29 protein-coding genes are annotated in these 26,779 nt (G+C 70.9%); 18 read left to right on the plus strand and 11 right to left on the minus strand.

Translation table 11 applies throughout. The features are described from left to right. Nucleotides 1–21: 21 nt before the first annotated feature. The 5 genes from ABIC61_RS10050 (at nucleotide 22) to ABIC61_RS10070 (ending at nucleotide 4,127) form a co-directional block, all read left to right on the plus strand. Nucleotides 22–477: an NUDIX hydrolase gene (locus ABIC61_RS10050; protein ID WP_354029785.1), complete on the plus strand. Its 456-nt coding sequence runs from the start codon at nucleotides 22–24 to the stop codon at nucleotides 475–477. Nucleotides 478–728: 251 nt separating this feature from the next. Then, the gene (locus ABIC61_RS10055; RefSeq protein WP_354029786.1) at nucleotides 729–1,019 is read left to right on the plus strand and encodes a thermonuclease family protein; all 291 of its coding nucleotides are present in this window, start codon (nucleotides 729–731) and stop codon (nucleotides 1,017–1,019) included. 43 nt (nucleotides 1,020–1,062) lie between these two features. Beyond that, a complete protein-coding gene (locus tag ABIC61_RS10060) occupies nucleotides 1,063–3,429 on the plus strand; it encodes an ATP-binding cassette domain-containing protein (RefSeq protein WP_354029787.1) in 2,367 nt (788 codons plus the stop codon). A gap of 129 nt (nucleotides 3,430–3,558) precedes the next feature. Then, nucleotides 3,559–3,828 carry a hypothetical protein gene (locus ABIC61_RS10065; RefSeq protein ID WP_144749812.1) on the plus strand — a complete coding sequence of 90 codons (270 nt, stop codon included), beginning with the start codon at nucleotides 3,559–3,561 and terminating at the stop codon, nucleotides 3,826–3,828. Nucleotides 3,829–3,950: 122 nt separating this feature from the next. Continuing rightward, on the plus strand, nucleotides 3,951–4,127 hold the full coding sequence (locus ABIC61_RS10070; protein WP_186321866.1) for a hypothetical protein: 177 nt from the start codon (nucleotides 3,951–3,953) through the stop codon (nucleotides 4,125–4,127). A 28-nt stretch (nucleotides 4,128–4,155) separates the two neighbouring features. Here the strand turns inward: ABIC61_RS10070 and ABIC61_RS10075 are convergent, their stop codons facing one another. After that, a complete protein-coding gene (locus tag ABIC61_RS10075) occupies nucleotides 4,156–5,139 on the minus strand; it encodes a D-alanine--D-alanine ligase family protein (protein WP_354029788.1) in 984 nt (327 codons plus the stop codon). Further along, entirely contained in the window at nucleotides 5,132–6,262 is a 1,131-nt protein-coding gene (gene alr, locus ABIC61_RS10080) for an alanine racemase (protein ID WP_354029789.1), read from the minus strand. The genes ABIC61_RS10075 and alr overlap by 8 nt, the downstream gene beginning before the upstream one ends. 386 nt (nucleotides 6,263–6,648) lie before the next feature. Between alr and ABIC61_RS10085 the strand changes: the two genes are divergently transcribed. After that, nucleotides 6,649–7,419, plus strand: a complete 771-nt coding sequence (locus tag ABIC61_RS10085; RefSeq protein WP_354029790.1) for a hypothetical protein — start codon at nucleotides 6,649–6,651, stop codon at nucleotides 7,417–7,419. Nucleotides 7,420–7,525: 106 nt separating this feature from the next. Here the strand turns inward: ABIC61_RS10085 and ABIC61_RS10090 are convergent, their stop codons facing one another. Continuing rightward, on the minus strand, nucleotides 7,526–8,515 hold the full coding sequence (locus ABIC61_RS10090) for a GNAT family N-acetyltransferase (RefSeq protein ID WP_354029791.1): 990 nt from the start codon (nucleotides 8,513–8,515) through the stop codon (nucleotides 7,526–7,528). A gap of 277 nt (nucleotides 8,516–8,792) precedes the next feature. Here ABIC61_RS10090 and ABIC61_RS10095 point away from each other — a divergent pair, with 277 nt between their 5' ends. After that, nucleotides 8,793–9,386, plus strand: a complete 594-nt coding sequence (locus ABIC61_RS10095) for a dihydrofolate reductase family protein (protein ID WP_354029792.1) — start codon at nucleotides 8,793–8,795, stop codon at nucleotides 9,384–9,386. A 102-nt stretch (nucleotides 9,387–9,488) separates the two neighbouring features. Next, the gene (locus ABIC61_RS10100) at nucleotides 9,489–10,022 is read left to right on the plus strand and encodes a hypothetical protein (RefSeq protein WP_354029793.1); all 534 of its coding nucleotides are present in this window, start codon (nucleotides 9,489–9,491) and stop codon (nucleotides 10,020–10,022) included. Between the two features lie 13 nt (nucleotides 10,023–10,035). Here the strand turns inward: ABIC61_RS10100 and ABIC61_RS10105 are convergent, their stop codons facing one another. Beyond that, nucleotides 10,036–11,067, minus strand: a complete 1,032-nt coding sequence (locus ABIC61_RS10105; RefSeq protein WP_354029794.1) for an alcohol dehydrogenase catalytic domain-containing protein — start codon at nucleotides 11,065–11,067, stop codon at nucleotides 10,036–10,038. A 79-nt stretch (nucleotides 11,068–11,146) separates the two neighbouring features. On the opposite strand from ABIC61_RS10105, the gene ABIC61_RS10110 reads away from it, so the two are divergent. Next, on the plus strand, nucleotides 11,147–11,587 hold the full coding sequence (locus ABIC61_RS10110; RefSeq protein ID WP_354029795.1) for a GNAT family N-acetyltransferase: 441 nt from the start codon (nucleotides 11,147–11,149) through the stop codon (nucleotides 11,585–11,587). 208 nt (nucleotides 11,588–11,795) lie between these two features. Here the strand turns inward: ABIC61_RS10110 and ABIC61_RS10115 are convergent, their stop codons facing one another. Beyond that, nucleotides 11,796–12,476: an SDR family NAD(P)-dependent oxidoreductase gene (locus ABIC61_RS10115; RefSeq protein WP_354029796.1), complete on the minus strand. Its 681-nt coding sequence runs from the start codon at nucleotides 12,474–12,476 to the stop codon at nucleotides 11,796–11,798. A gap of 102 nt (nucleotides 12,477–12,578) precedes the next feature. On the opposite strand from ABIC61_RS10115, the gene ABIC61_RS10120 reads away from it, so the two are divergent. From ABIC61_RS10120 to ABIC61_RS10135, 4 genes are all read left to right on the plus strand, one after another. Then, nucleotides 12,579–13,412: a helix-turn-helix domain-containing protein gene (locus ABIC61_RS10120; protein WP_354029797.1), complete on the plus strand. Its 834-nt coding sequence runs from the start codon at nucleotides 12,579–12,581 to the stop codon at nucleotides 13,410–13,412. A gap of 93 nt (nucleotides 13,413–13,505) precedes the next feature. Beyond that, the gene (locus tag ABIC61_RS10125) at nucleotides 13,506–14,075 is read left to right on the plus strand and encodes a helix-turn-helix domain-containing protein (RefSeq protein WP_354029798.1); all 570 of its coding nucleotides are present in this window, start codon (nucleotides 13,506–13,508) and stop codon (nucleotides 14,073–14,075) included. After that, a complete protein-coding gene (locus ABIC61_RS10130; protein ID WP_354029799.1) occupies nucleotides 14,072–15,325 on the plus strand; it encodes an MFS transporter in 1,254 nt (417 codons plus the stop codon). Before ABIC61_RS10125 ends, ABIC61_RS10130 begins: the two co-directional genes overlap by 4 nt. Before the next feature lie 473 nt (nucleotides 15,326–15,798). Then, nucleotides 15,799–16,782: a helix-turn-helix transcriptional regulator gene (locus tag ABIC61_RS10135; protein WP_354029800.1), complete on the plus strand. Its 984-nt coding sequence runs from the start codon at nucleotides 15,799–15,801 to the stop codon at nucleotides 16,780–16,782. A gap of 62 nt (nucleotides 16,783–16,844) precedes the next feature. Here the strand turns inward: ABIC61_RS10135 and ABIC61_RS10140 are convergent, their stop codons facing one another. Both ABIC61_RS10140 and ABIC61_RS10145 read right to left on the minus strand, forming a co-directional pair. After that, entirely contained in the window at nucleotides 16,845–16,988 is a 144-nt protein-coding gene (locus ABIC61_RS10140; protein ID WP_354029801.1) for a hypothetical protein, read from the minus strand. A gap of 47 nt (nucleotides 16,989–17,035) precedes the next feature. Then, entirely contained in the window at nucleotides 17,036–18,256 is a 1,221-nt protein-coding gene (locus ABIC61_RS10145; protein ID WP_354029802.1) for a beta-ketoacyl-[acyl-carrier-protein] synthase family protein, read from the minus strand. 56 nt (nucleotides 18,257–18,312) lie between these two features. On the opposite strand from ABIC61_RS10145, the gene ABIC61_RS10150 reads away from it, so the two are divergent. Continuing rightward, nucleotides 18,313–18,921 (plus strand): TetR/AcrR family transcriptional regulator, encoded by a 609-nt coding sequence (locus tag ABIC61_RS10150; protein ID WP_354029803.1) that lies wholly within the window; start codon nucleotides 18,313–18,315, stop codon nucleotides 18,919–18,921. 116 nt (nucleotides 18,922–19,037) lie between these two features. On the opposite strand, the gene dhaM is transcribed toward ABIC61_RS10150, so the two are convergent. From dhaM to dhaK, 3 genes are read right to left on the minus strand one after another with little or no spacing between them, the layout of a single operon-like run. After that, the gene (gene dhaM, locus ABIC61_RS10155; RefSeq protein WP_354029804.1) at nucleotides 19,038–19,760 is read right to left on the minus strand and encodes a dihydroxyacetone kinase phosphoryl donor subunit DhaM; all 723 of its coding nucleotides are present in this window, start codon (nucleotides 19,758–19,760) and stop codon (nucleotides 19,038–19,040) included. Next, nucleotides 19,757–20,383 (minus strand): dihydroxyacetone kinase subunit DhaL, encoded by a 627-nt coding sequence (gene dhaL, locus ABIC61_RS10160; protein ID WP_079236049.1) that lies wholly within the window; start codon nucleotides 20,381–20,383, stop codon nucleotides 19,757–19,759. Before dhaL ends, dhaM begins: the two co-directional genes overlap by 4 nt. A gap of 32 nt (nucleotides 20,384–20,415) precedes the next feature. Beyond that, nucleotides 20,416–21,417, minus strand: coding sequence for a dihydroxyacetone kinase subunit DhaK (dhaK, locus tag ABIC61_RS10165; protein ID WP_354029805.1), 1,002 nt, complete (start codon nucleotides 21,415–21,417; stop codon nucleotides 20,416–20,418). Between the two features lie 283 nt (nucleotides 21,418–21,700). Between dhaK and ABIC61_RS10170 the strand changes: the two genes are divergently transcribed. Then, a complete protein-coding gene (locus ABIC61_RS10170) occupies nucleotides 21,701–22,423 on the plus strand; it encodes an MIP/aquaporin family protein (RefSeq protein WP_144749848.1) in 723 nt (240 codons plus the stop codon). 44 nt (nucleotides 22,424–22,467) lie between these two features. After that, nucleotides 22,468–23,979: a glycerol kinase GlpK gene (gene glpK, locus ABIC61_RS10175; protein WP_354029806.1), complete on the plus strand. Its 1,512-nt coding sequence runs from the start codon at nucleotides 22,468–22,470 to the stop codon at nucleotides 23,977–23,979. 183 nt (nucleotides 23,980–24,162) lie between these two features. Here the strand turns inward: glpK and trpD are convergent, their stop codons facing one another. After that, nucleotides 24,163–25,218, minus strand: a complete 1,056-nt coding sequence (trpD, locus tag ABIC61_RS10180; RefSeq protein ID WP_354029807.1) for an anthranilate phosphoribosyltransferase — start codon at nucleotides 25,216–25,218, stop codon at nucleotides 24,163–24,165. Between the two features lie 70 nt (nucleotides 25,219–25,288). Here trpD and ctaE point away from each other — a divergent pair, with 70 nt between their 5' ends. Continuing rightward, nucleotides 25,289–25,927, plus strand: coding sequence for an aa3-type cytochrome oxidase subunit III (gene ctaE / locus ABIC61_RS10185; RefSeq protein ID WP_144749854.1), 639 nt, complete (start codon nucleotides 25,289–25,291; stop codon nucleotides 25,925–25,927). Nucleotides 25,928–25,948: 21 nt separating this feature from the next. Beyond that, nucleotides 25,949–26,758: a cytochrome bc1 complex diheme cytochrome c subunit gene (gene qcrC / locus ABIC61_RS10190; RefSeq protein WP_079236043.1), complete on the plus strand. Its 810-nt coding sequence runs from the start codon at nucleotides 25,949–25,951 to the stop codon at nucleotides 26,756–26,758. Nucleotides 26,759–26,779 lie beyond the last annotated feature (21 nt).

Consider the following 26,779-nt stretch of genomic DNA (forward strand, 5'->3'; position numbering starts at 1 on the left):
GGCACCGGTAGCCTCGGCCGCGTGACTGCTGCGCCCGGACTCCGACGGACCTCCCGCATCCTCCTGCTCGACCCCGAGGGGCGGGTGTTCCTCATGGACACCAAGGCCCCGTCGTCGGACGGTTTCCACCGCTGGATCACGCCCGGCGGCGGCGTCGACCCGGGGGAGGACCACCGTCAGGCGGCGATCCGGGAGCTCCGCGAGGAGACTGGCATCGTCATCGAGGACCCCGGCGCACCGGTGTGGTCGTGGGACTTCGCGGTGGACTGGGACGAGGCCGACCACGACCGCGGGCACTCCGAGTTCTACGTCGTCCGGTCGCCGGGCTTCGTGCTCTCCGACGCCGAGTGGACGGACGACGAGCAGGTCGACATCCTGGCCTCGCGCTGGTGGACCGCCGACGAGCTCGACGCGACCGACGAGGCGTTCGAGCCCGCCGAACTCCCGGAGCTGGTCCGCCGCCACGGTTCGCACTGAGGCCGGACACCCGGCACCGGACACCGCCCGACGTCGGTCGTCGGTCGTGCCCATGGCCAGGGGCGCGCGCTTCGCCGACGCCGGCCGGTCCACCGTCGCTGGTCGCGCCTCTCCCCGTCGGCACGGCCGAGCCGCCGCTGGCGCGTCGGCCCGGAACCGGCTCGATGGGCCCAGGCGGTCCGGATGGTCAGCCTGGAGGCGCGTCGCCGTCACCGACGCAGCCACCCGTCCGCCCCGCGGCGGCCTTCGCGATGACCGTCCGGTACGTCTCCGACGGGGACACGCTGCAGCTGCAGCACGACACCGCGAACGCGGTGGTCACCACGACGCCTCAGACGACTCGCACCGGTCGGGTCGCGGATCTGGGTCGACGCCTGTTCAGCGCGTGGACCGACGACGGGCGGTTCATCGAGGGGGAGCTGGTGGCTTCCGGGGCTGCGAAGGCGATCCGGGTCTGGCCGAACGTCACGAACCACCCGTACCTGTCCGGGCTCGAGCAGCGTGCCGCGAGCGAGCGGAAGGCCCAGTGGGGCCGGTGCTGATCGTCCTCGCACGACGTCGGTGCCCACCGGTACCCTGATCGACATGCATACCACTGTCGAGCACACCGCGGACAGCCACGACCGCATCCGGGTCCGGGGTGCGCGGGAGAACACTCTGCGGGACGTCGACGTCGACCTCCCGAAGCGCCGGCTGACGGTCTTCACGGGGGTGTCCGGCTCGGGGAAGAGCTCGCTCGTGTTCGCGACGATCGCCGCCGAGTCGCAGCGGATGATCAACGAGACGTACAGCGCGTTCCTGCAGGGGTTCATGCCGTCGTTGGCGCGGCCCGACGTCGACGTGCTCGACGGCCTCACCACGGCGATCGTCGTCGACCAGGAGCGCATCGGCGCCGACCCGCGCTCGACCGTCGGCACCGTGACCGACGCGAACGCGATGCTCCGGGTGCTCTTCAGTCGCCTCGGAACACCGCACGTGGGTGGTCCGAACGCGTTCTCGTTCAACCTCGCGACCGTGACCGCTGGTGGGGCGATCACCGTGCAGAAGGGCAAGGACGCCAAGGCCGAGAAGGTCTCGTTCTCCCGATTGGGCGGCATGTGCGCGGACTGCGAGGGGCGCGGCTCCGTCACCGACATCGACCTCACCCAGCTGCTCGACGACAGCAAGGCACTCGCCGACGGGGCGATCACCATCCCCGGGTACGGCACGGACGGCTGGAACGTGCGGATGTTCGCCGAGTCCGGGTACTTCGACAAGGACACCCCGATCCGCGACTTCACCGAGCAGGAGCGCCAGGACTTCCTGTACCGCGAGCCGACGAAGCAGAAGATCGCCGGGATCAACATGACCTACGAGGGGCTGGTGCCGCGGGTCCGACGGTCGTTCCTGCAGAAGGACCGCGAGGCGATGCAGCCGCACATCCGTGCCTTCGTCGACCGCGCGGTCACCTTCACGACCTGCCCGGCCTGTGCCGGCACCCGGCTGAACGATGTCGCTCGCTCGTCGAAGATCGCGGGCAAGAGCATCGCCGACGTCTGCGCCATGCAGATCACCGACCTGGCGACCTGGCTGCACGCACTCGACGAGCCGAGCGTGGGCCCGCTGCTCGACGGGCTCCGCGACGCCGTGGACTCCTTCGTCGAGATCGGGCTCGGGTACCTGTCGCTCGACCGCCCCACCGGCACGCTCTCCGGCGGCGAGGGACAGCGCGTGAAGATGGTCAAGCACCTCGGGTCCTCGCTCAGCGACGTGACGTACGTGTTCGACGAGCCGAGCACTGGCCTCCACCCGCACGACATCGAGCGGATGAACGGGCTGCTGCTGCGCCTCCGCGACAAGGGGAACACCGTGCTCGTGGTGGAGCACAAGCCCGAGGTCATCGCGATCGCGGACCACGTGGTCGACCTCGGTCCCGGCGCCGGTACGAACGGCGGGTCCCTCTGCTACGAGGGGCCGGTCGAGGGCCTCCGGGGGAGCGACACCGTCACCGGCGAGCACCTCGACGACCGTGTCATGGTGAAGTCCGCAGTGCGGGAGCGCACGGGGGTCATCGAGATCCGCGGCGCGTCGGCGCACAACCTCCAGGGCATCGACGTCGATGTCCCGACCGGGGTGCTCACCGTCGTCACGGGTGTCGCCGGGTCGGGCAAGAGCACGCTCATCCACGGTTCGCTCTCCCCGCTCGAGGGCGTCGTCGCGATCGACCAGGGCACGATCCGGGGCTCCCGGCGCAGCAACCCGGCGACCTACACCGGGCTCCTCGAACCGATCCGCAAGGCGTTCGCGAAGGCCAACGGCGTGAAGCCCGCCCTGTTCAGCGCCAACTCCGAGGGTGCCTGCCCAGCGTGCAACGGCGCCGGCGTGATCTACACCGACCTCGGCATGATGGCCGGGATCGCCACCCCGTGCACCGAGTGCGACGGCAAGCGCTTCGACCAGTCGGTGCTCGAGTACCGCCTGGGCGGGAAGGACATCAGCGAGGTCCTCGCGATGCCCGTCGCCGACGCCGAGCAGTTCTTCGCGGCGGGGGAGTCGAAGATCCCGGCGGCGCACGCGATCCTCTCGCGCCTGGTCGACGTCGGGCTGGGGTACCTGACGATCGGGCAGCCCCTGACGACGCTCTCCGGCGGCGAACGGCAGCGGCTCAAACTCGCGACGCGCCTCGGCGAGCCCGGCGGTGTGATCGTCCTCGACGAGCCGACGACCGGCTTGCACCTGGCGGACGTCGCGCAGCTGCTCGGGCTGCTCGACCGGATGGTCGAGGCCGGACGCTCGGTCGTCGTGATCGAGCACCACCAGGCCGTGATGGCCCACGCCGACTGGCTCATCGACCTCGGACCGGGTGCCGGACACGACGGCGGGCGCATCGTCTTCGAGGGGACGCCGGCTGAGCTGGTCGCGGCACGGTCCACGCTGACGGGGGAGCACCTGGCGGCCTACGTGGGAGCCTGAACCGTCGCGGGGACCGGCATCGGGGTACGGATCACCTGAGCCGAACTCACGGCATCGGACTACCGTCTGCTTCGGCGTCGAGTCACCCGGTACCCGCCGGGCGGGCGCCCTCATCGAGGAGGCACCACCATGACCACACCCGTTGCACGCAGTTCCAACAGCGGACTTGCGATCGCCGGACTCGTCCTCGGCATCGTCGGGCTCGTGCTGGCGTTCTTCATCCCCATCATCGGCCTTATCCTGGGCATCGTCGGCCTGGTGCTCGCTCTCGTGGCGCGCAACCGTGGCGCCGGCAGCCGTGGCGTCCTGCTCGGCGGCATCATCATCAGCGCCATCGCGATCGTGGCCGCGATCGCCAACTGGATCATCGGCGCGATGATCGTCGCCAACACCATGTGAGTCGCCGACGTCATGTGAGCTGGCGAACGTCAGCGAGGCGGGCCGGCAGTGATGCCGGCCCGCCTCGCCGCGTCGTCGGCCCGTCCACGCACACCCAGGCTGACCCGCGTACCGTCCCGCGCATGAGCTACAGCCAGCCAGACCCAGCCGAAGAGACCACCCAGAGCGAGGCGCCGGAGCAGCCCGACACGGACCGCGAGGTCCTGGAGGAACGCGACGACGAACAGGCCGCACTCGAGATCGACGCGGACGACGTGCCCGTCGACGGCGAGGACCCGAAAGCCGACTCAGAGTCCTGAGCGCTCGCTCGCCGGACCCTCGGCGGGGTCAGTCGTCGTCTCGGAACGTGGCCTCCACGAGTGCCCGGACGAGATCGACGTAGGGCAGTCCGACCGCCGCGAACATCCGCGGCACCTGCGACTGCTCGGTGAATCCCGGTGACGTGTTCACCTCGTTGAGGACGACGCCGTCGTCGGTGACGAAGAAGTCGAACCGCGCGACCCCGGCGCACCCGATCGTGTCGTACAACGTCCGCGCCGCCTGCTCGATCGCGGCGTGCTGACCTTCGGAGATCCGAGCCGGCACCGTGAACTGCGCCGAGCCGTCGTACTTCTCGGCACGGCCGAACAACGCACCGTCGGCGACGCCGATCTCGAGGGTCGCTCCGGACCGGAGTGCCCCGGTCCGATCGCGGAGGACGGCGATGTCGACCTCGCGCCCGGTGACGAACGACTCGGCGAGGACGTCGTCGCCGGCCTCCCGCGCCAGTTCGACCGCGGCCGCGTACTCGTCGGCCTGCCGGACGACGGAGACGCCGTTGCTCGAGCCGCCCGTCGTCGGCTTCACCACGAACGGCGGGTCGAGCGGGAGCGCGTCGATGGCATCGGCTCGTCGCAGCAGCACGGCGGGTGCCGTGCGGATCCCGACCGCCTCGGCGACGGTCTTCGTGACCCACTTGTCGATCCCGAGTGCGCCGGCCCGGACGGGGGAGCCGACGACCGGGACACCGATCATACCGAGCAGGCCGGCGGCGGCACCGTCCTCACCGTGCACACCATGGAGTGCCGGGAACGCCGCGTCACAGGTGGTGAGCAGGGCGACCGCCGCGCTCGGCGTCAGCGCGGCGCCGTCGGTGTGCCGCCAGCGTCCCGCCCGGTCGATGGTGAGCGGGACCGCGTCGAGGCCGAGGGTTCGGACCGCGCGGGTGACGGCGGCGGCTGATGCGAGCGACACCTCGTGCTCGTCGTTCGCCCCGCCGCCGATGACGGCGACACGCGTCGGAGGGTGCAGGGGAGCGGTGGGTTCAGGCAACGACGGCCTCCGGGGTCGTGGTGGTGCGGCGGACCCGGGCGACTCGACTGCCGATCCGGGTGACGATCTCGTGCTCGATGGTGTCCGACCAGCCGGCCCAGTCCCGGACCGTCGGTCCGCCGTCGTGCCCGCGGCCGAAGAGCGTCACGGTCTCACCGAGGGCCAGCCGGTCGTCTCCGGTGTCGACGACGACCATGTCCATCGAGAACCGTCCGACCAGTGGCCGTCGGCGTCCGCGCACCAGGACCTCCGCACGCTCGGAGGCCGCACGGGGGAGTCCGTCGCCGTAGCCGAGGGGGAGCAGCGCCAGGTTCGTCCGGCGGTCCGCCACGTGGTCGAGTCCGTACCCGATGCCCGTCCCGGCGTCGATCGACCGGGTGCCGACGACGGGCGCGGTGAGCGAGAGCGTCGGCTCGAGGTCCGTCGACGTCCCGGACGGGTCGATGCCGAAGAGGCCCGCCCCGATGCGGTGCACGTCGTACCCGTCGCCGACACCGGTGACCGTGGCCGCGGTGGCGGCGAGGTGCGTGACGAACCCCGAGAGCCCGCGTCGTCGGGCGGTGCGGACGGCGTTCGCGAACAGGAGCTGCTCGCGGACGTTCTGCGGATCACCGGGTCGGTCCGCGCAGGACATGTGCCCCATGACCCCGACGACGCGGATGATGCCCGCGGCCTCCAGCTCGCGAGCCGCCGTGCAGAGTGCCTGCCAGGTCGTCGGCGCCGCACCGTCTCGGGCCATGCCGACATCGGCGTGCAGGTGCACACGCGCACGGCGACCGGTCCGCGCGGCGGCACGGCTCACCGCGCTGAGCAGTTCCGGCCCGGACACGGCCACGTCGACCCCGGAGCGCAGTGCGGCGTCGAAGTCGGCGTCCACGGGGTTCAGCCAGCACAGGACCGGGACATCGCTGACGTGCGCGCGGATCGCGAGCGCCTCGTCGATGGTGGTCACGCCGATCGAGGTCGCGCCGGCCGCGACGACCGACTCGGCGATCGCGCCGTGTCCGAACCCGTCGGCCTTCAGGACCGCCATCACCCGGCCGCCCGTGCGCGCGGTGAAGACGGCCGTGTTGGCGCGGACCGCGTCGTCGTGAACGACGAGCTGCGGGGCAGATGACGACATGGGGCCTCCTCGGGCGCTGCGACTGGGACGCAGAGTACGAGCCTGCCGTCGTCGACCGGCGGCCGCATCGGCCGCACGGACGACGCGGCTCGCCGCACGACCGATGTAGGTCACGTCCCGCGGATGAGGGCTGTCCGCCTGGAGGCGCGGATCACGTGAGCCGGCCGTCCTGTGCGACCCGCGCCTCCAGACGGACGGTGCGCCGCTGCGGTCGTCTACCAGCATCTTCTGACCTCCGGCATTCGCTCGGTGAACCGGGTGTCGCTGCCGATGGCGCCCAGTGCGTACGCGATCGCGCAAGTTGGCCCCACTGACAACATCTCAACATACAAACATTCGACATTATGACATACATATTGCATACTGTATGTACAGTCTTCAACCCGATGAAACAGAAGGAGCTCCCCTTGTCACAGGACCGCCTATGGTTCCTCTTGACCGCCACCGTGCGGCCCAACCTCACGAAGAAGCTGGCGGTCGTCGATCCGAGCGTCAGGCTTCGCCAGTACCAGGAGGCGCTCCGGTCATGGGTCGAGGTGGCCCGGGAGCAGGACGCGCACATTGCCATCGTGGAGACCAGTGGGTTCGAGCGAGCAGCGTTCCTCGCCGCTGTCGACGCCAGTGATCAAGGAAGGATCACGTTCGTCAACTACGAGCCTTCGGCTGCTGTCATCGGCAGGGGGATCGGGTACATCGAATGGCAGGCCATCCGCTTCGCGCTCGAGACCGTCGGCTTCCATGCTGACGAGACGGTCTACAAGGTGACCGGCCGTCTCACGGTCACGAACCCGAAGGCGGTCTTCGGACGGCTGGAACCGAACGGGGTTCGCCTACGGACACGTATCGACGGCTCGCATTCGGACACGCGCGTGCTCGGTGCATCTGTGGCCGTCTGGCGAGATGTGCTCTTGCCGGCAGCTGATGATGTCGACTACGACAGGAGGATCGAGATCGAGCACACCGTGGCGGCACGCGTGCGTCATGCCCGGACCCTCGGTCGTGTGTCGGTGTCGAGTTTCCCTCGCCGGCCGCGTTTCGCGGGGCAGTCCGGAACGAACGGGGCCACCTACTCGCCGTGGAAGGTCGCCGTGCAGGGAGCTGTGGTCCGACCGTGGGAGCCAGTCATCGCGATCGCGGCGCGCTCGATCTCGCGGTGACGCGTCCGCCGTCGGCGCATCAGGCTGTCGGACTGGAGGCGCGGATCACGTGAGCAGACCGGCGCGGGTGATCCGCGCCTCCAGGCCAGGGCCTCGATCGCGCCCGTCAGGAACGTCGCTGCGTGCGCTGCCAGAGCGAGACGGCGGCGGTCCGCGCAGCGCGCGGCAGGGGAGACGAGGTGATCGTCGCGTAGGAGCGCTCGGTCGCACCGAGCGCCGTCTTGAACCGCGCGATGCCGTCGTCGACGCGGCCGACGAGGTCCGCGGCGGTGTGCCCGCGGTCGAGCGACCAGCGGAGGACGTCGTGGTACAGCGACGTGCTCGGGTTCGCTGAGCGGTGTTCGCGCAGTGTGCCGCCGGCCCAGACGGAGACCACGGGCTGGCTGCCCAGTGCCACGATCACGCCGGAGGTCTCGCCGGCGACGACCGCTGCGCCGATGTAGACGTCGTCACGGTCGGCAGCCCACTGCTCGATCCGGGCGCCGATGTCGTCCGGGTACGGCGACGGCACGCCACGGACCTCGTACGACTCGCTGAGGACGCGGGGGAGGAACGTCGTGGTCTCGCCGGGGGCCGCGGGTCGGACCTCCACGGCGTTGCGTTCCGCGTCGCGCAGGGACCGCCGGGCATTGCGGTTCATGCCGGCGACGAGTTGCTCCGGCGAGACCCCGGCCAGGTCGACGACGTAGGTCCGGTCGACCGACCACTCGGCACCCGAGCGCTGCAGTTCGGCGTCGGATGGTGTCATCACGGGACTGAGGTCGAACCGGGCGATCGGCACGCCGTGGCGGAGCTGCCAGGAGCGGAACGCGCGCAGGGTGTCGAACAGGTGTTCCTCCGGGACGAGCGGGCCGACGAAGGGGAACGGCGGATCGACCGGTCGTGGGATGGCTCCCGGGTGGAGCAGGAGCGGGAAGACACCGATCGGGGTGCCGCCGTGCGAGACCACCAGGGGGATGAACCGCCAGCCGAAGATCTCCGACTGCAGCTGCAACCACGACCAGTCGTGGAAGCCGGTCGCGCCGGGGCTCGTCGCGACGAGGGCGTTCCATTCTCGAGGATCGCTCGTCGTGCTGAAGCGGATCGGTGCGCCCACGGTGGTCTCCTGTCCGGAGCGCGTCGTTGCACGGTGCTCCGGTGCGCTGCGCCGTGAGCCTAACCAGGGCCCGCCGCGTCGCTCTGCTGCCCGAGTGAAGATTGCGGCTTCCCGTTCGGAGCTGCGGTTTCCGTGGTTCCGGACTGTTGGGTGTGTGCCGATAATGCATATTATGTCAACTCGAGCCCGCCTGGGCCCGTGCTCTGGTGGTCTGCGCCGCTCCCCTCTAGCATCGCCGTCGTGGGCACCGCGCGGTGCTCGGAACCGGCGGTGCCCGATGCGGAAACTCGTCCTGAAGATGTCGATGTCGCTCGACGGCTACGTCGCCGGACCTCGCGCTGAGTCCGACTGGATGTTCCGCGCCGCCGGTCCGGACTCGGCGGCCTGGGTGCTCGACACGGTGTCGAGCGCCGGCGTGCACGCCTTCGGACGGCGCTCGTTCGAGTCGATCGCGGGATTCTGGGCGAACGCGACGACACCCGTCGCCGGGACGATGAACACCATCCCGAAGGTCGTGTTCACACGTCAGGTCTCGTTCGACCCGTCGACGGTCGACGTGGGCGGCGCGGACTCCCCCGCCGCGGCGACCTGGACCGGCGCCCGGGTGGCGAACGGTGACCTGGCGAGCGAGATCGAGCGCCTGCGTGCCGACGACGGCGCGGACGTGCTCGCACAGGGCGGGACGGACTTCTGCCGGAGCCTGGTGACCGCCGGTCTGGTCGACGAGTACCGCCTGGTGGTCCTGCCCGTGGTGCTCGGCAGCGGCGACGGCATCTTCTCGGGACTGCAGGACGAACTGGACCTGACGCTGGTCAGCTCGACGGTGTTCGAGGGTGGTGCGAAGGCGGACGTGTACCGACCCGGGCGCTAGCGTTCCCGGCATGGGATCGTACGACGAGCAGATCGGCCGGAACCCTCGACGGGTGCGCCAGGAACTCCTCCACCTGGACGAAGCGACGAGGCGTCCGACCTCATGAGCGCGCTGGGCTACTCGTCAGCGTTCATCACGATGCGCACTGATGCCGAGTCGGTGGCAGAGGTCGCCGATCAGCGCGTCGTCCGTGCGGCAGCGGCCGTGTACGAATCGGCGGACCACTGGTTCGAGGACGCGGCCAGGTTCGACCTCGCGGGTCTCCCGGTGTCGACGACCATCGAGCGCGTCCTGGTCGAGGGTCGAGAAGCCTTCACGAATCCGGACGCGGTCCTGGGAACGCCCGTTCCCTCGCCCGACGGGGCTCCCGTGGAGATGACCCTGGCCGAGTGGGAGGACCTTCCGGAGCGGCCGACGTACCCGCTCGACACGATCGGCGTCGACGTCCCGTGGAACGACGACCAGCTCCTCCTGCAGTACGGGCACGACCTCCGCGAGGCGTCCGACGCGCTCCGGGTGGCCGTGGTCGAGTGGCTGCGCGCCGAAGCCGACCGCGCGCCGCACTGGCCGGGCGACACACCACGGTCGCCGGAGCAGATCATCGAGGACGTCCGAGCGTTCCGAAGCGCCGGCTGAGCGCAGCCGACGATCAGAACACCGCGACCGTCATGCCGGCGGAGGTCGCCGGCCGGTCCATCGCCAGGATCGCCTCGGGCAGCTCGTCGAACCCGATCGTGCGCCCGATCGACTCGGCCGGGCGGAGTCGCCCGGCCACGACGTCGTCGAGCATCGCCGCGTACTCCCCCACCGAGATCCCGTGACTACCGAGCAGTTCCAGCTCGTCCCCGATCACCCGGCCCATCGGGATCGCCGGGACTGCCTCGTCGTCGAGCAGCAGCCCGACCTGGACGTGTCGCCCGCGCGGCCGGAGCGACGCCACCGCGGCGACCGAGGTCGCACGGCTCCCGAACGCGTCCACGGACACGTGGGCTCCGCCACCGGTGATGCCCCGTACGGTGTCCCGGACGACGTCGTCCATCGGCACCGCGACTGCGCCGAGGGCTTCGGCGCGCGCGAGTGCGGCCGGTGAGACGTCCACCGCGACGACGTTCGCCCCGACGGCCACCGCGACGAGGACGGTGGACAGCCCGACTCCCCCGCAGCCGAACACGACGACCCACTCCCCTGCGGCGACCCGTCCGCGGGCGTGCAGCGCGTGGTACGCGGTCCCGAAGCGGCAACCGAGTCCGGCGGCCTCGGCGAACCCGACGGCGTCGGGCAGCGCCACCAGGTTCACGTCGGCGTGCGGGACCACCACGGCCTCGGCGTACGAACCCGGCAGCGTGAAGCCGGGCTGCTCCTGCCGGGTGCAGACCTGGGTCGCACCGTCCAGGCACTGCTCGCACTCGCCGCACGCGAAGACGAACGGGGCGGTGACCCGGTCCCCCACGGTGAACCCCGTGACGCCGGAACCGACGGACGCCACGACGCCGGCGAACTCGTGCCCGGGGACGTGCGGGAGCACCACGGAGTCGTCGTGACCCTTCCAGGCGTGCCAGTCGCTCCGGCACACCCCCGTCGCGGCGACCCGGACGACCACGCCGTCCTCTGGTGCGATCGGGTCCGGGACCTCGACGATCGTGGGGACGGAACCGAACTCGTCGTACTGGACTGCGCGCATCCGACCATCGTCGCAGGCCGGGCCACGGGAGGAGGATCGGCCGTTGCGCGCGTCGCCCGTCCGCCGGTTCACTGGCTGGATGAACGGACTGCGATTCTCCGCCGACCCCGACGACCTCGACGTCGCCCGTGTCCACCGATGGCTGAGCGAGGAGTCCTACTGGGCCCGCGGGCGGGACCTCGCCATGCAGCAGGCGATCATCGCCGGTTCCCGGAACTTCGGCGTCTACGACGAGGCCACCGGCCAGCAGCTCGGTTACGCGCGGGTGATCACCGACGGCGTGACGTTCGGTTGGCTCGCCGACGTCTTCGTCGATCCGGACGCACGGGGCCGCGGTGTGGGTGTCGCCCTCGTGCAGGGAGTGACCGACGCGATCGAGCCGCTCGGGCTCAAGCGGTTCGCGCTCTTCACCGCCGACGCCCACGGACTGTACGAACGGTTCGGCTTCCGCCCGCTCCCCGACGCCGACGGCTGGATGATGCGCCCCGGACCGGGGTTCGGCGCCGACGTCCACGACTGAACCAGGCGCCCTGCGACCCGGCCCCGGGCCGGGCCGAGCCCGCACGCCGGAAGCGAGCCGTGCCTCCAGGCCGTCCCGCCCGATCGTCGAGTGAGCAGACGTCGTCGGGTCTGGACCACAGACCCGCCGATTCCTGCTCACTCGACGAACGAGACGGACGACACGGCGGCGGCGCGGCGGCGGCACGGCGGCGGCGCGGCATCCCGCGTCAGTACGCGATCGCGCCCGTCCGGTCGTGGAACTCGCCCGTGGGACCGTCCGCGCCGATCGTCGCCAGCGCCACCGTGGCGTCCGTGCCCTCGGTCACGGTCTGGTGCCCGCCGAACCCGTTGAACTCCGTCGCCGTGTACCCAGGGTCACTCGCGTTCACCCGGAACCCCGGCAGGTTCTTCGCGTACTGCACGGTCAGGGCGATGAGCGCCGCCTTCGACGCCGCGTACGGCACTGCCGGCACCGGGTACTCGTCCCGCCCCGGGGTCGTCAGCCACCGCGGGAAGCCCACACCCGAGGCCACGTTCACGATGACCGGGTTCGCCGACTCCCGCAGGAGCGGCAGCGCGGCCTGCGTCACCCGCACCACCCCGGTCACGTTCGTGTCGAGCACCGCCGCGATCGCATCGGCGTCGAGGTCGTCGACCCCGAACGACGTCCCGAGGATGCCCGCGTTGTTGACGAGCACGTCGAGCTCGGGCAACTCGGCGACCGCGTGGTCGACCGAGGACTGGTCGGTGACGTCCAGCTGGACGACGTGTGCGCCGAGCGCACGCGCCTCGTCGCCGCGCGACGGGTCGCGCATCCCGGCGTACACGGTGTGGCCCGTCTCGACGAGGCGGCGGACGGTCTCGAGCCCGAGACTGCGGTTGGCTCCGGTGATGAGTGTCGTTGTCATGCCCCCACTCTCCGCCCCCGTGGCCGGGTCCCCCAGGCACCGTTCGACAGTGGGACCACCAGTACCAGGGAAGCCGGGAGGCGCGGGGCGAGGATGGTGGGCATGAGCGAGTTCGCGAGTGTGCTGCGTTCCTGGCGCGACCGGGTGCGTCCGGAAGAGGTCGGCCTGCCGGCCGGGCCCGGACGACGGACGCCCGGCCTCCGCCGCGAGGAGCTCGCTGCGCTCGCCGGGGTCAGCGTCGACTACGTGGTCCGCCTCGAGCAGGGGCGCGCCACGAACCCCTCCGCGCAGCTCCTCAGCGCGCTCGCGACCGCGCTCCGGCTCACCGAGGAGGAGCGCGACCACCTCTGCCGTGTCGCCTCCGTCGTGCCGCCGTCACGACTGGTCGTGCCCCGGCACGTCACGCCGGGCGTGCAGCGGATCGTCGACCGCCTCGGTGACGTCCCGCTCGCGGTGTTCACGGCCACGCACGACATCGTTCTGTGGAACGACCTCTGGGCGGCGATGACCGGCGATCCGAGCCGGTACACGGGCATCGAGCGGAACCTGGTCTGGCGGCACTTCATGCACGGCCACGACGGTGTCGAGTGGGACGACACGCACCAGGAGGAGTTCTCGAGCGACCTCGCCGCCGATCTCCGTGCCGCGCTCGGCCGCTACCCCGCCGACCGTGGCCTGGCTGAACTCGTCGCACGGCTCCGGCGGGACTCCCCCGAGTTCGAACGGCGCTGGAACACCGGCCGCGTCGCGGAGCACCGTGCCAGCCGCAAGACCGTCCGGACGCCCGTCGGACCGATCGAGATCGACTGCGACGTCCTCAGTGTGCCCGGCGGAGACCTCCGCATCGTCGTGTACACGGCGGTCCGGGGCACGGAGGACGCCGCGAAGCTCGACCTGTTGCGCGTCACCGGACTGCAGGAACTCACGCCGCACTGACCATCCCTGTCAGCGGGAGACCTGAAAGACATTTGCAGATCCGGGCGCTCGGACGTACGATCTGAAAAACCGTTTCAGATCGAGGGAGCCGCCGTGCAGGAGAACCGTCCGAACCTGGCCGACCCCGGCGTCCTCGACGCCCTGTCCCACCCGGTGCGCCTCGACGTCCTCGGCTACCTGGCCTCCGCCGGGCCCGCGACCGCATCGCAGTGCGCCCGCGCTGTCGGAGACACCCCTTCGAACTGCAGCTACCACCTCCGGGTGCTCGCGTCCCACGGGCTCGTCGAACCCGACCCGTCCGGCGACGGGCGGTCCCGGCCGTGGCGCACGACCATCACCGGCTTCACCACCGACGGCGTCGATCCGGCGGACCTCGCCGGCCTGGATCGGATGCTGTCCGCGTCCGTCGAACTCGACCACCACCTGCTCCGCGAGTACCTCCGCGGCCGCGACGCGGTACCGCAGGTGTGGCGCGACGTCGACGTCCACGCCAGCTACGGACTCGCGCTCACGCCGTCCGAGCTCGCCGAGGTCGTCGAACGCCTGGACGCGGTCGTCCGTCCGTACATCCAGGCGACCCGTCAGTGCACCCCGACCGACGCCGAGCACGTCCACCTCTCGCTCAGCGCGTTCCCGCGGCTCGGGTTCGGCGCGGACCGATGACCGACGCGCCGACGGCCCTCCGCAACCGCCCCGCAGGGTCGGCGATGGCGGTGCCGGCCTTCCGACGGCTCTGGCTCGCCGGGCTCGTCTCGGACACCGGCGACTGGCTGATGTTCATCGCGCTCCCCCTCGTCGTGCTCCAGCTCACCGGATCGGCCGTCGGGACGTCGCTCGCGTTCCTCCTCGAGCTCGCTCCGCCGGTGCTGCTCGCCCCGGTCGTCGCGCGGGTCACCGACCGGCTGTCGCACCGGCTCGTGATGGTCGTCGCGATGATCGGTCAGGCGACGACACTCCTGCCGCTCCTCCTCGTGCACGACCGCTCCGAACTGCCGATCGTGTACGGCGTGATCGTCGCCCAGGCCTCGTTCGGCGCCTTCTTCCTGCCGGCCAAGAACGCGCTGCTCCCGACGCTGGTCGGACTCGAGCGCGCGAATTCGGCCAACGCGCTCGTCGGACTGAACAACGACCTCGGCCGGATCATCGGTGGCCCGCTCGGCGGCGTGCTCCTCGCCGTCGGGTCGATCGCGACGGTGGCGCTCATCGACGTCGCGTCGTACGTCGTCGCTGGCGCTCTGATCCTCAGCCTGCCCCGCAGCCGCCACACCGACGCGGTACCGCCCGCCGACACGAGGACGGAGGGCGCGAGGACCGGGGGTGTCCTCCGCGCTCTGACGGACCGACCGACGCGTGACCTCGTCGTGGTGACCACCGTGGCGTCGATCGCGCAGGGGCTCTTCCTCGTGCTGTTCGTCTTCTTCGTGACCGACGTGATCCGCGGCGACGAGGCCGACGTCGGGCTGCTGCGCGGCGTGCAGGCGATCGGCGCGATCGGCGCCGGCCTCGCGCTCGGCGTCCTCGGCGCGAGGATCGACGCGCTGCGGCTCGCGCTCATCGGGTCGAGTGCGTTCACGGTCATCACGGTGGTCTGCTGGAACGCGTCGTTCGTGTCCCACGCCGTGCCGCTCTACGCCGTGCTGTTCGCCACCATCGGCGTGCCGGCCGTGTTCATGGGCGCCGGGATGACGAGCCTGCTGCAGCACGCGACGGACGGCTCGCGCCGGGGCAGCGCGTTCGCCGCGCTCGGCCTCGGGCAGGCGATCGGCCAGGCGATCGGGATCACCGCGGCGGGTCTGCTGCAGGAACCGATCGGCACGCTCCCCCTGCTCGAGGTCCAGGCGGGGGCGTACGCGCTCACCGCGGTGCTTGCCTTCGTCCTGCTCCGTCGAGGACCGCGCCGTGTGCGCAGCTGACGGTCGAGGACCCCGGTCCGCCCATGGTGCTCTTCCCGGGGGCGGAGACGCCGCGAAGCTCGACCTGCTGCGCGTCGCGGGCCTGCGGGAGCTCACGCCGAGCTGACTCCGGGCGGCGTGCCCAACGGGTGCACGAACGGATGATCCGCCGCCGCTGGGCAGTCGCACCGGACGCGGATCCGCTCGGCGGAGCGGGTCAGCACGAACACCTCCGCATGCTCTGCACCCTCACGTTCTGGACGACCCACGTGCTGCTCCCACCCTCGAACCGACGCCACGGTGGCCTTCCCCACCCGAAGGGAAAGGCCACCGCTTCCGCACCGGCACGGAGGCGTGCCGGTCGGGTTCGACGGTAGGGAGCCTGCCACCCGGATGCCATCCGCTGTGCGCGGCACCACCGTCGATGTGCGCGGAACCCGTCACCTGCCGGGTCCCGGCACGGTTGACGTGTCACCGCCGGGTAGAGTCGCGCCATGATCGAGGGCACAGCGGACATGTTCGCGTCGCACCCGGTCGCGACGAGCACGACCGTGGACGAGGCCGCCGCGGTGCTGAGCGACGTGTTCCTGCCCGTGCAGGTCGACCCCACGAACGGCTCCTCCGACGTCAGCATGCACCTGAACGCGCTCACCCTCGGCCGGATCACCTTCGGGTACATGCGGTTCCGCAACGCCGTGCGGATCCGGACCGCTGAGCCGGTCGAGTACCACCTCGACGTCCCGGTCCACTCGATGATGACCGCCCGTGCCGACGGGGGCGCACCGCTGCACGGGACCGCGCAGACCGCCGGCGTCTTCATGCCCGGCCGTTCGGTGGAACTCGACTGCAGTGACTGGTTCGCGCAGGTCGCGGTGATGATCCCTCGCCGTGACCTGCAGACCGAGCTGGAGCGGTTGTTGGACGAACCGGTGTCGACGCCGGTCGACTTCGACACCGCGTTCGACCTCGCGTCGGCCGGCGGTCGCGCGGTCTCACAGGCGCTCCGTCTCGTCGACGAGGGATCGCGACAGCCCAACGGCGCGCTCGGCCACCCGCTGGCGGTGCGCAGTCTCGAGCAGGTGTTCGTCCAGAGCCTCCTGCTCGGCCAGCCGCACAGCCACTCCGCGTCACTCGAAGCCCCCCGGGGGCGATCGGGTTCCCGTGCGGTGACCCGGGTGGTCGAGATGCTCCGCGACGACCCCGCGCGGCCGTGGACGGTCGGCGAACTCGCATCCGCGGTGTTCACGAGCGTCCGCAGCCTGCAGGAGGACTTCCGCCGCAGCCTGGACACCACGCCGATGGCCTACCTCCGGAAGCTCCGGTTGGAACGGGCGCGTGAGGACCTCCTGGTCGCGGACCCGGACGGCCGCACGGTGACGGAGGTCGCTGCCCGGTGGGGGTTCCTGCACGTCAGCAGGTTCGCGTCCGCGTACGCCGCACGCTTCGGCGAGCTGCCCTCGGAGACCCTGCGGCGGTGACGGGACAACACGACGCGGTCGCGACAGGCCGATGACCGCGAAGACCGGACACGCTGAGGAGGCTACCGGGGGTCGGCCTCAGGCGGATCCGTCCGCCCCTGTTGCTCCTCCTGCGCCCGGAGGTCCTTGAGCTTGGGCCACGGGACGAAGCAGATCCACGCGACCGACGCGATCGCAGCCCCCATGATCATCGAACTCATGTCCATGGGCCCGACGGTACCGAGACTCCCTCAAACTGTCCTGCGGCCGCGGATCACGCCGCTGTGAACACCAACGACGCGTTCTGCCCGCCGAACCCGAACGAGTTGTTGAGCGCAGCGCGGATCGGAGCCGTCCGCGCCGAACCGGACACCACCTCAAGGTCGACCGCCGGGTCCAGGTGCTCCAGGTTCAGCGTCGCCGGCACGACCCCGGTCTCGATCGCCCGCACGGCGAGGATCGACTCGACCGCCCCCGCTGCACCGAACATGTGCCCGATCGAGCTCTTCGGCGCGGTGACGAGCGCACCGGTGCCGACCGCACGGGCGATGGCGGCGGCTTCGCCGACGTCCCCGACCGGCGTGCTGGTCGCGTGCGCGTTGACGTGGTCGATGTCCGCACCGGTCAGCCCGGCCATCCGGATCGCCGCCGTCATCGCCCGCTCCTGTTCGCTACCGTCGGCGAGCGGGGCGGTGATGTGGAACGCGTCGGAGGTGACCCCCCACCCGGCGAGCGTGCCGTGCGACCGTTGCGTCCGAGCGGCGGCGTGCGCGGCGCTCTCGAGGACGACGAACCCCGCGCCCTCCCCCAGGACGAACCCGCGGCGGGACGCGTCGAACGGCCGGGAGAGCGTCGTCGGGTCGTCGTCGCCCGGCTTCGCGAGCGCCTGGGACTGTGCGAAGGACGCCATCGTGACCGGGGTGACCGCGGCTTCGGTCCCGCCGGCGATCACGACGTCGGCTTCACCAGTGACGATGAGCCGTGCGGCCATCGCGATCGCCTCGGCGCCGGACGCGCAGGCCGACACGGTCGTGTAGGCACCGGCCCGTGCGCCGTACTCGATGCTGATCTGCGCAGCGGCCCCGTTGGCCATGAGCATCGGGACGGTCCGCGGGGACACCCGTCGAGCGCCGGACGCGCCGAGGACGTCGTGGGCGTCGAGCAGGGTCTCCACTCCCCCGATGCCGGTGCCGACGACCACCGCGAGTCGGTCGCCCTCGACGGCGGGTGCGCCGGCGTCCGCCCAGGCCTCCCCTGCGGCGACGAGTGCGAGCTGCTGGCTGCGGTCGAGACGGTTGGCGCGGACCCGGCCGAGTGCGGCACCGGCGTCGAGTGCGGCGTCGGCGCCGACGAGGATCGGCACTTGCTCCCACAGTGCGCCGGGACGCTCGAGGACGTGCACGCCGGAACGCCCGGCGACGAGCGCGTCCCAGAGGTCGTCGACGCCGTGGCCGAACGGGGAGACCGCGCCGTAGCCGGTGATGGAGATGTCCACGGAAGACTCCTTCTTGTACGTTGAACAAGTTGAGTTGTACCACGTACAATTCAGGGATGGCAACCACCATCGACGGTCCCGGCACTCCGCGCGGCGCAGCGACCCGCGCCCGCATCCTCGCCGCGACCGCCGGCCTGCTCAGTGCGAGCCGGACTGCGTCGGCGGACGGCGACGGCACGCTCCGGTCCGTCACCGTCAGCGAGATCGCCCGCGCGGCGGGGGTCTACCCGAACCAGATCACGCACCACTTCGGCTCGAAGGACCGTCTCGTCCTCGACGCGGCCTTCGCACTGTTCCTCCGCGACACGACCCGGTTGCAGGCTGCCGGGCGCCGGGCGACGAGCGCGACGGCGTTTCGGCAGGTCCTCGCCCGGACGGCCCTCGCGATGCCGTCGACGCCGCTCGTGGTCCAGGCGCTCGCCTCCGCGGGCGACGACGCGGCGCAGCGGGAGCGGGTGCGCCTGCTCCTCGCCGTGCTCTTCCGACAGTCGGAGCGCTACCTCGAGCGCGTCGTCACCGAGCACGGCTGGACGAGCCCGAGCGGTGTCGGCCGGGATGCCCGGACGTTCTGGAGCGCGGTGTTCGGCGCCACCCTGCTCGCCGATGCCGGGGTCACCGGCGGGCCGTCCGACCTCGACCTCGCCGGCACCGTCTCCATCACCTGATTCGGCGCCCGAGACTCGGCGTGAGCGACGACTCTCGCGCTCCGGACCGCGAGATCGGTCGCCTCAGCCGAGTCTCGGCCGGATCGCGCCGACGAGCGGCCGCGCGCCGCGCCGGCTCACTCGCCGAAGCCGGACCGCACGAGCGCGACGAGCGCCTCGACGGCGTCCTGCGCGTCGGGTCCCGACCCCTTGATCGTCACCGTCGCGCCCTTCGGCAGCGCCAACGCCATGATCGCGAGCAGGCTCTTCGCGTCCACGCCGTTGACCCGCACCGACGCCTCGTACTTCGCTGCGGTCTTCACGAACTCCGCCGCGGGGCGGGCGTGCAGCCCGCTCTCGTTGACGAGTTCGACGCTCTCGGACGCGGCCACGTCGTCGACGGGGCCGGCGGCGTCAGCCGGCACCGCGCCTCCAGGCTGGTCGTCGGACGGACTGGAGGAACGACTCGCGTCCGCCTCGGAGGCTGCGGCAGACGCGGCAGCGGCCAGGACCGCGTCGACGTCGCCGCCGGTCTGCGCGGCGACGGCCGCGGCGACCGCGCCCTCCACCAGGGGTGCCTGCGAGACGTGCACCCGCGCGCGGGCGTCCTCGTCGAGGAAGTCGAGGGCCGTGTCGGTCGTCAGGTAGGCGGAGCCGAGGTCGCACAGGACGACGACGGCGTCGGCGTCGGCGAGCTCCTCGATGCCGGCGGTGATCGCCTCGAACGAGGTACCGATCCCGCCGTCGTCGGTGCCACCGGCGGCGACGAGCGGCACGTCGGAGGCCATCTGGCGCGCGAGCTCCACGGTGCCGGTCGCGATCGCCGCGCTGTGCGAGACGATCAGGATGCCGACGGTCACGCGGCGTCCACGGCGGCGCGGAGGATGTACACGGTCGACTGCGCACCAGGGTCGCGATGGCCGACGGCCCGCTCCCCGAGGTAGCTCGCACGGCCCTTGCGTGCGACGAGCGGGTCGGTCGACTCTGCGCCCGTCACGGCGGCGTCGGCGGCGGCGGCGAGTACCTGCTCGGGGCTGTCCCCGGCGGCGGCCGCGGCACCGGCGGCGTCGACGGCGGGCGACCACGCGTCGACCATGGTCTTGTCCCCGACGGACGCCTTGCCCCGGGACACGACACCGTCGCGGGCAGCGGTCAGCACGGCGACGAGCGTGTCGGCGTCGAGCTCGGTGGCGTCGCCGGCGGCCTGCGCGGCCTTGAGGTACGCCGTGCCGAAGAGCGGCCCGGCGGCGCCGCCCACGGTCGAGATGAGCTTCGTCGCGACCACCTTGAGCACGGCGCCGGGCGTGTCGAACGAACCGGTGTCGACTGCCTCGAGCACGGCACGGAACCCGCGGTCGAGGTTCTCACCGTGGTCCCCGTCGCCGATCTCCCGGTCGAGCGTGACGAGCTCGGCCCGGTGCTCGTCGATCGTCGCGGCGGTGCGGCGGACCCAGTCGATGGCCCATGCGGTGTCGAGCGCCAATTCGTGTTCCTTCCTGGATGGTGGGCGGTGGTTCAGCGTCCCCAGCGCAGTGCCGGGGTCTCCACCGGTGCGTCCCAGAGGGCGGTGAGTTCGTCGTCGAGCACCGTGACGGTGAGCGAGAACCCCTGCATCTCGAGGGATGTCACGTAGTCACCGACCAGGCTACGCGTGACCTCGTACCCGCGGTCGGCGAGCACCTCGGCGGCGCGTCGGTAGGCGATGTAGAGCTCCGAGAGCGGCGTGCCGCCCATGCCGTTCACGAGGAGCAGCAGCGTCGAGCCGGCCGGGGGTGCGAGGTCGGTGAGGATCGGTTCGAGCACCCGGTCGACGAGCTGGTCGGCCGGCGCCATCGGGATGCGCTCCCGGCCCGGCTCGCCGTGGATGCCGATGCCGAGCTCGACCTCGTCGTCGGCGAGCGTGAAGGACGGCTCACCGGCGTGCGGGACGGTGCCGGAGCTGAGCGCGAGGCCCATCGACCGCGTGACGTCGTTGACGTGGCGGGCGACGGCGGCGACGGCGTCCAGGTCGTCCCCGCGCTCGGCAGCGGCGCCGGCGCACTTCTCGACGACGACGGTGCCCGCGACGCCGCGGCGGCCGGCCGTGTAGAGCGAGTCCTGCACGGCCACGTCGTCGTCGACCACGACGGACTCGACGCGCACGTCGTCCATCCCGGCGAGCTCGGCGGCGGTCTCGAAGTTGAGCACGTCGCCGGTGTAGTTCTTCACGATGTGGAGCACACCCGCTCCCCCGTCGACGGCCTTCGTCGCGGCGACGATCGGGTCGGGCGTGGGGCTGGTGAACACCGGGCCGGGCACCGCGGCGTCGAGCATGCCGTACCCGACGAAGCCGGCGTGCAGGGGCTCGTGCCCGCTGCCGCCGCCGCTGACGATGCCGACCTTGCCCTGGACAGGGGCGTCCGCGCGGTGGAGGTGGATCGGGTCCTCGACCAGGACCACGTGCCCGGCGTGTGCGAGGGCGAACCCACGGACCGTCTCGTCGACCACGTCGTGCGGGTCGTTGATGAGCTTCTTCATGCGGAGCCTCCACTGTCGTCACTGACCGCGCCCAATCTACATCGGCCGGTCGTTCGGCCGTCGTGCACGTTCGTGCAGCGGGGTCCCGGGCCGGGATGCGGCTGCGTGCCCGCTGGGCGGTCGTACGCACACTGCGGATGCACGTTCGTGCACAATCGCGCACTTCCCTCACGAACGCATCGCCATCGGTTGAACGCCGTCACTATGCTCGGCCCCAATCACTCAACGGGGAGTGCCGGCGCAGCACCACCGGACCCCCACCCTCACGCACTGGAGGTCACCGATGGACGGCATCGGCGTCAATTTCCTCTCTGAGCTCGTCGGCACGGCGATGCTCATCATCCTGGGTGGCGGCGTCGTCGCCGCTGTCTCGCTGACGAAGTCCAAGGGCTTCGGAGCCGGCTTCCTCATGGTCACGATCGGTTGGGGCTTCGCGGTCTTCGCCGGTGTCACCGTGTCGTACAAGTCCGGCGGCCAGCTCAACCCGGCGGTGAGCCTCGCGCAGGCCATCCTCGGCAACATCACCATCGGCGAGATGTTCCTCTACTGGCTCGCCCAGCTGATCGGTGCGGTCATCGGTGCCGTCATCGTCTGGCTCGCCTACAAGCAGCACTTCGACGAGGAGCCCGACGCAGCAGCCAAGCTCGGCGTCTTCTCAACCGGCCCGGCGATCCGTTCGTACGGCTGGAACCTCGTGACCGAGATCATCGGCACCTTCGTCCTCGTCTTCACGGTCATCGCCTTCACCAACGGCGGTACCCCGAAGGAGCTCGGCGCGGTTCCCGTGGCCTTCCTCGTGATCGCGATCGGTGTCTCCCTCGGTGGCCCGACCGGGTACGCCATCAACCCGGCACGTGACCTCGGCCCGCGCATCGCGCACGCCTTCCTGCCGATCAAGGGCAAGGGCTCGAGCGACTGGGCGTACGCCTGGGTGCCCGTGGTCGGACCGCTCATCGGCGGTGCCCTCGCAGCCGGCCTGTCCTACGCGCTGCTGCCCCTCGCCTGATCCAACCCACCACACTCACCCGAGCAAGACCGTAAGGAGCACCAATGGCCGACTACATCGTCGCCATCGACCAGGGCACGACCTCGACCCGAGCGATCGTCTTCGACCACTCCGGCTCGATCGTGTCCGTGGGCCAGAAGGAACACGAGCAGATCTTCCCGCGTGCCGGATGGGTCGAGCACGACCCCGCCGAGATCTGGGACAACACCCGTGAGGTCATCGGCCAGGCCCTGTCCCGCGCCGACATCACCCGCCACGACGTCGCGGCGGTCGGCATCACCAACCAGCGTGAGACCGCGGTCGTCTGGGACAAGACCACCGGCAAGCCGGTCTACAACGCGATCGTCTGGCAGGACACCCGCACCCAGTCGATCGTCGACAAGCTCGCCGACGGCGACACCGACCGCTACAAGTCCGTCGTCGGCCTCCCGCTCGCGACGTACTTCGCCGGCACGAAGATCGTCTGGATCCTCGAGAACGTCGAGGGCGCACGCGAGAAGGCCGAGGCGGGCGACCTGCTCTTCGGCACGACCGACACCTGGGTCCTCTGGAACCTGACCGGTGGTGTGGACGGCGGTGTCCACAAGACCGACGTCACGAACGCGTCCCGCACGCTGTTCATGGACCTCGAGACGCTCCAGTGGCGCGACGACATCCTCGGCGACTTCGGCGTCCCGAAGTCGATGCTCCCGGAGATCGTCAGTTCCTCCGAGGTCTACGGGCACGTCGAGTCGTCGAACCTGCTCCGCGAGGTCCCGATCGCGGGCATCCTCGGCGACCAGCAGGCCGCGACGTTCGGCCAGGCCGCGTTCGACCAGGGCGAGTCGAAGAACACCTACGGCACCGGCAACTTCCTCATCTTCAACACGGGCACGGAGATCGTCCGCTCGGAGAACGGGCTGCTCACGACCGTCGGCTACAAGCTCGGCGACCAGGAGACGCACTACGCCCTCGAGGGTTCGATCGCCGTCACGGGTTCGCTCATCCAGTGGCTCCGCGACAACCTCGGCCTGATCGGCAGTGCCCCGGAGGTCGAGGCCCTCGCCAAGACCGTCGAGGACAACGGCGGCGTGTACTTCGTCCCCGCGTTCTCGGGACTCTTCGCCCCGTACTGGCGTCCCGACGCCCGCGGCGCGATCGTCGGTCTCACCCGCTACGTCAACAAGGGCCACATCGCGCGTGCGGCCCTCGAGGCGACGGCGCTGCAGACCCGCGAGGTCCTCGACGCCGTCAACGCGGACTCCGGCGTGGACCTCACCGAGCTCAAGGTGGACGGCGGCATGACCGCCAACAACGAGCTCATGCAGTTCCAGGCCGACATCCTCAACGTGCCGGTGGTGCGCCCGGTGGTCGCCGAGACCACCGCGCTCGGCGCCGCCTACGCGGCGGGCCTGGCGGTCGGGTTCTGGGCGAACCTCGACGAGCTCCGTGCCAACTGGCAGGAGGACAAGCGCTGGGAGCCGCAGCTCGACGCAGCCGAGCGTGACCGCACCCTCCGCCTCTGGAAGAAGGCCGTCACGAAGACCTTCGACTGGGTCGACGAGGACGTCCAGTAGTCCTGTGCTGAGGTGACCGCCTGGAGGCGGGGGGGGGGGGGGGGGCGCGGGGCCCCCCCCCCCCCCCCCGGGGGGGGGGGGGGGGGGGGGGGGGGGGGCCCCGGGGGGGGGGGGGGGGGGCGGCCCCCCCCCCCCCCCCCCCGCGCCTCCAGTCAGTTGCGTCGAAGTCCCGTGCTTCCGCGCTCAGGCCGCGGGGGTCGCGCCCACCCAGTCGGCCAGCTTGCGGGCTGCGGCACCCGAGTCGATCGCGTCGGCCGCGACGACCAGCTGCTCGCGGAACCGCTGCAGGATCGGGCGGTCGACCTCGGCCGGGTCCTCCGCCAGGCGGAAGGACACCAGGCCGGCGGCGGCGTTCAGCAGGACGATGTCGCGGACCGGGCCGGACTCCCCCGCGAGGACGCGGTGCACCACCGCGGCGTTGTGCTCGGGGTCGCCGCCGAGCAGGTCCTCGATGCGTGCGCGGGCGATGCCGAGGTCGCGCGGGTCGAGGTCGTGCTCGGTCACACGGCCGCCCGTGACCTCCCAGATGTGACTGTGCCCGGTGGTCGTCAGCTCGTCCAGGCCGTCGTCGCCGCGGAACACCAGCGCGGTCGCCCCGCGCGTCTGGAACACGCCCGTGATGATCGGCACGAGTTCGAGCTGCGCCACGCCGACCGCGTTCGCCTCGCACCGTGCGGGGTTGACGAGCGGGCCGAGGAAGTTGAAGACCGTCGGCACACCGATCTCGCGGCGGACCGGGCCGGCGTGCGCGAAGCCGGGGTGGAAGGCACTCGCGAACGCGAAGGTCAGTCCGACACGCCGGAACGTGTCCGCGACACGCGCGGCGTCCATCGTGAGGTCGAGGCCGAGTGCGGCGAGCACGTCGCTCGAGCCGGACTTCGACGAGCTCGCCCTGTTGCCGTGCTTCACGACCGGCACGCCCGCCGCGGCGATGACGATGGCCGCCATCGTCGAGACGTTCACCGTGCCGACGACGTCGCCGCCCGTCCCCACGATGTCGAGCGCCATCGGGTCCACGTCGAGCGGAACCGCTGCGTCGAGGATCGCGTCGCGGAACCCGACGACCTCGTCGACGGTCTCGCCCTTGGCGCGGAGTGCGACGGCGAACGCGGCGATCTGTGCCGGCGTCGCGCGGCCCGCGACGATCTCCTGCATGGCCCATGTGGACTGGCTGATCGTCAGGTCCTCGCGCGCCATGAGCGCGCTGATCACGGTGGGCCAGGTGGGGGCGTCGAGCATGACTCGATCGTAGTGAATTCGAGAGACCCGCCAGTTCGCTGCGAAAACACTGTCCGTGGTTTCGGCCATAATGGAACCTGTGACTAGCACCCCTCTCTCCAGATCCGCCAGCGGTCCGGTCCTGAACAGGCCGAACGCCGTTGCCGTGGGGACGATCGTGTGGCTGGGCAGCGAGGTCATGTTCTTCGCCGGCCTGTTCGCGATCTACTTCACGTTGCGCAGCACCTCGCCCGAACTGTGGGCGACCGAGACCGCCAAGCTCGAAGTGCCCTTCGCCTCGGTGAACACGATCATCCTGGTGCTGTCCAGCTTCGCCTGCCAGTTCGCGGTGTTCGCCGCGGAGCGCTTCCAGGTGCACCGCACGAGCTGGAACCCCAAGGACTGGGGCATGACGGAGTGGTTCTTCGTCACGTACTGCATGGGCGCGATCTTCGTCTGCGGCCAGATCTTCGAGTACGCCAACCTCTGGCACGAGGGCGTGACGCTCTCCTCCAGCGCGTACGGCTCGGCGTTCTACATGACCACCGGCTTCCACGGCCTCCACGTCACCGGCGGCCTCATCGCCTTCCTGCTGACGCTCGGCCGCGGGTTCGCCGCCAAGAACTTCGGTCACAAGGAAGCGACCACCGCGATCGTCGTGTCGTACTACTGGCACTTCGTCGACGTCGTCTGGATCGGCCTCTTCGCCGTCATCTACCTTCTCAAGTAGGAACTGGATAGCCCCCACCGCATGTTCAACAGAACCAAGTCCAAGAAGGGCCGCCGTTCACCGATGGCGACCGTGTCGCTCATCGTCGTCGGTCTCATGACCACCGGCGGTGCGTACGCGCTGTTCAGCTCCACGGCGAACGCCGACGACAGCACGAGCACCGTGGCGGCGACGAGCCAGTCGAAGGTGAACGAGGGCCAGAAGCTCTTCGCCTCGAACTGCGCCACCTGCCACGGCCTGTCGGCCCAGGGCACCTCCGAGGGTCCGTCCCTCATCGGTGTCGGTGCCGCGTCCGTCGACTTCCAGGTCGGGACCGGCCGCATGCCGATGGCCGCCCAGGGTCCACAGGCCGAAGAGAAGCCCGCGCAGTTCACGGACGACCAGATCGACGCCCTCGCCGAGTACGTCGCGTCGCTCGGCCCCGGCCCGTCGGTCCCGTCCACCAGCCTCACCGACGGCTCGGACGGCAACGCGGCTGAGGGTGCGGAGCTCTTCCGCATCAACTGCGCCATGTGCCACAACGTGGCCGGCGCCGGCGGTGCGCTGACCGAGGGCAAGTACGCCCCGAACCTGCAGTCCGTGTCCGGCAAGCACATCTACGAGGCCATGGTCACTGGTCCGCAGAACATGCCGGTGTTCAACGACCTGAACCTCACGCCCCAGCAGAAGGCCGACATCATCACGTACCTCAAGTACGTGCAGGACAACAAGTCGCCCGGCGGGTTCGCCCTCGGCTCCCTCGGCCCGGTGGCAGAGGGTCTGTTCATCTGGATCTTCGGACTCGGCGCGGTCGTCGCGATGACCGTGTGGCTGACCGCGAAGTCCAACTGATCGTCCGTGTCGAACGACACT

This window comes from Curtobacterium sp. 1544, from assembly GCF_040544915.1.
In the GTDB taxonomy this organism is placed as follows: Bacteria; Actinomycetota; Actinomycetes; order Actinomycetales; family Microbacteriaceae; genus Curtobacterium; species Curtobacterium pusillum_C.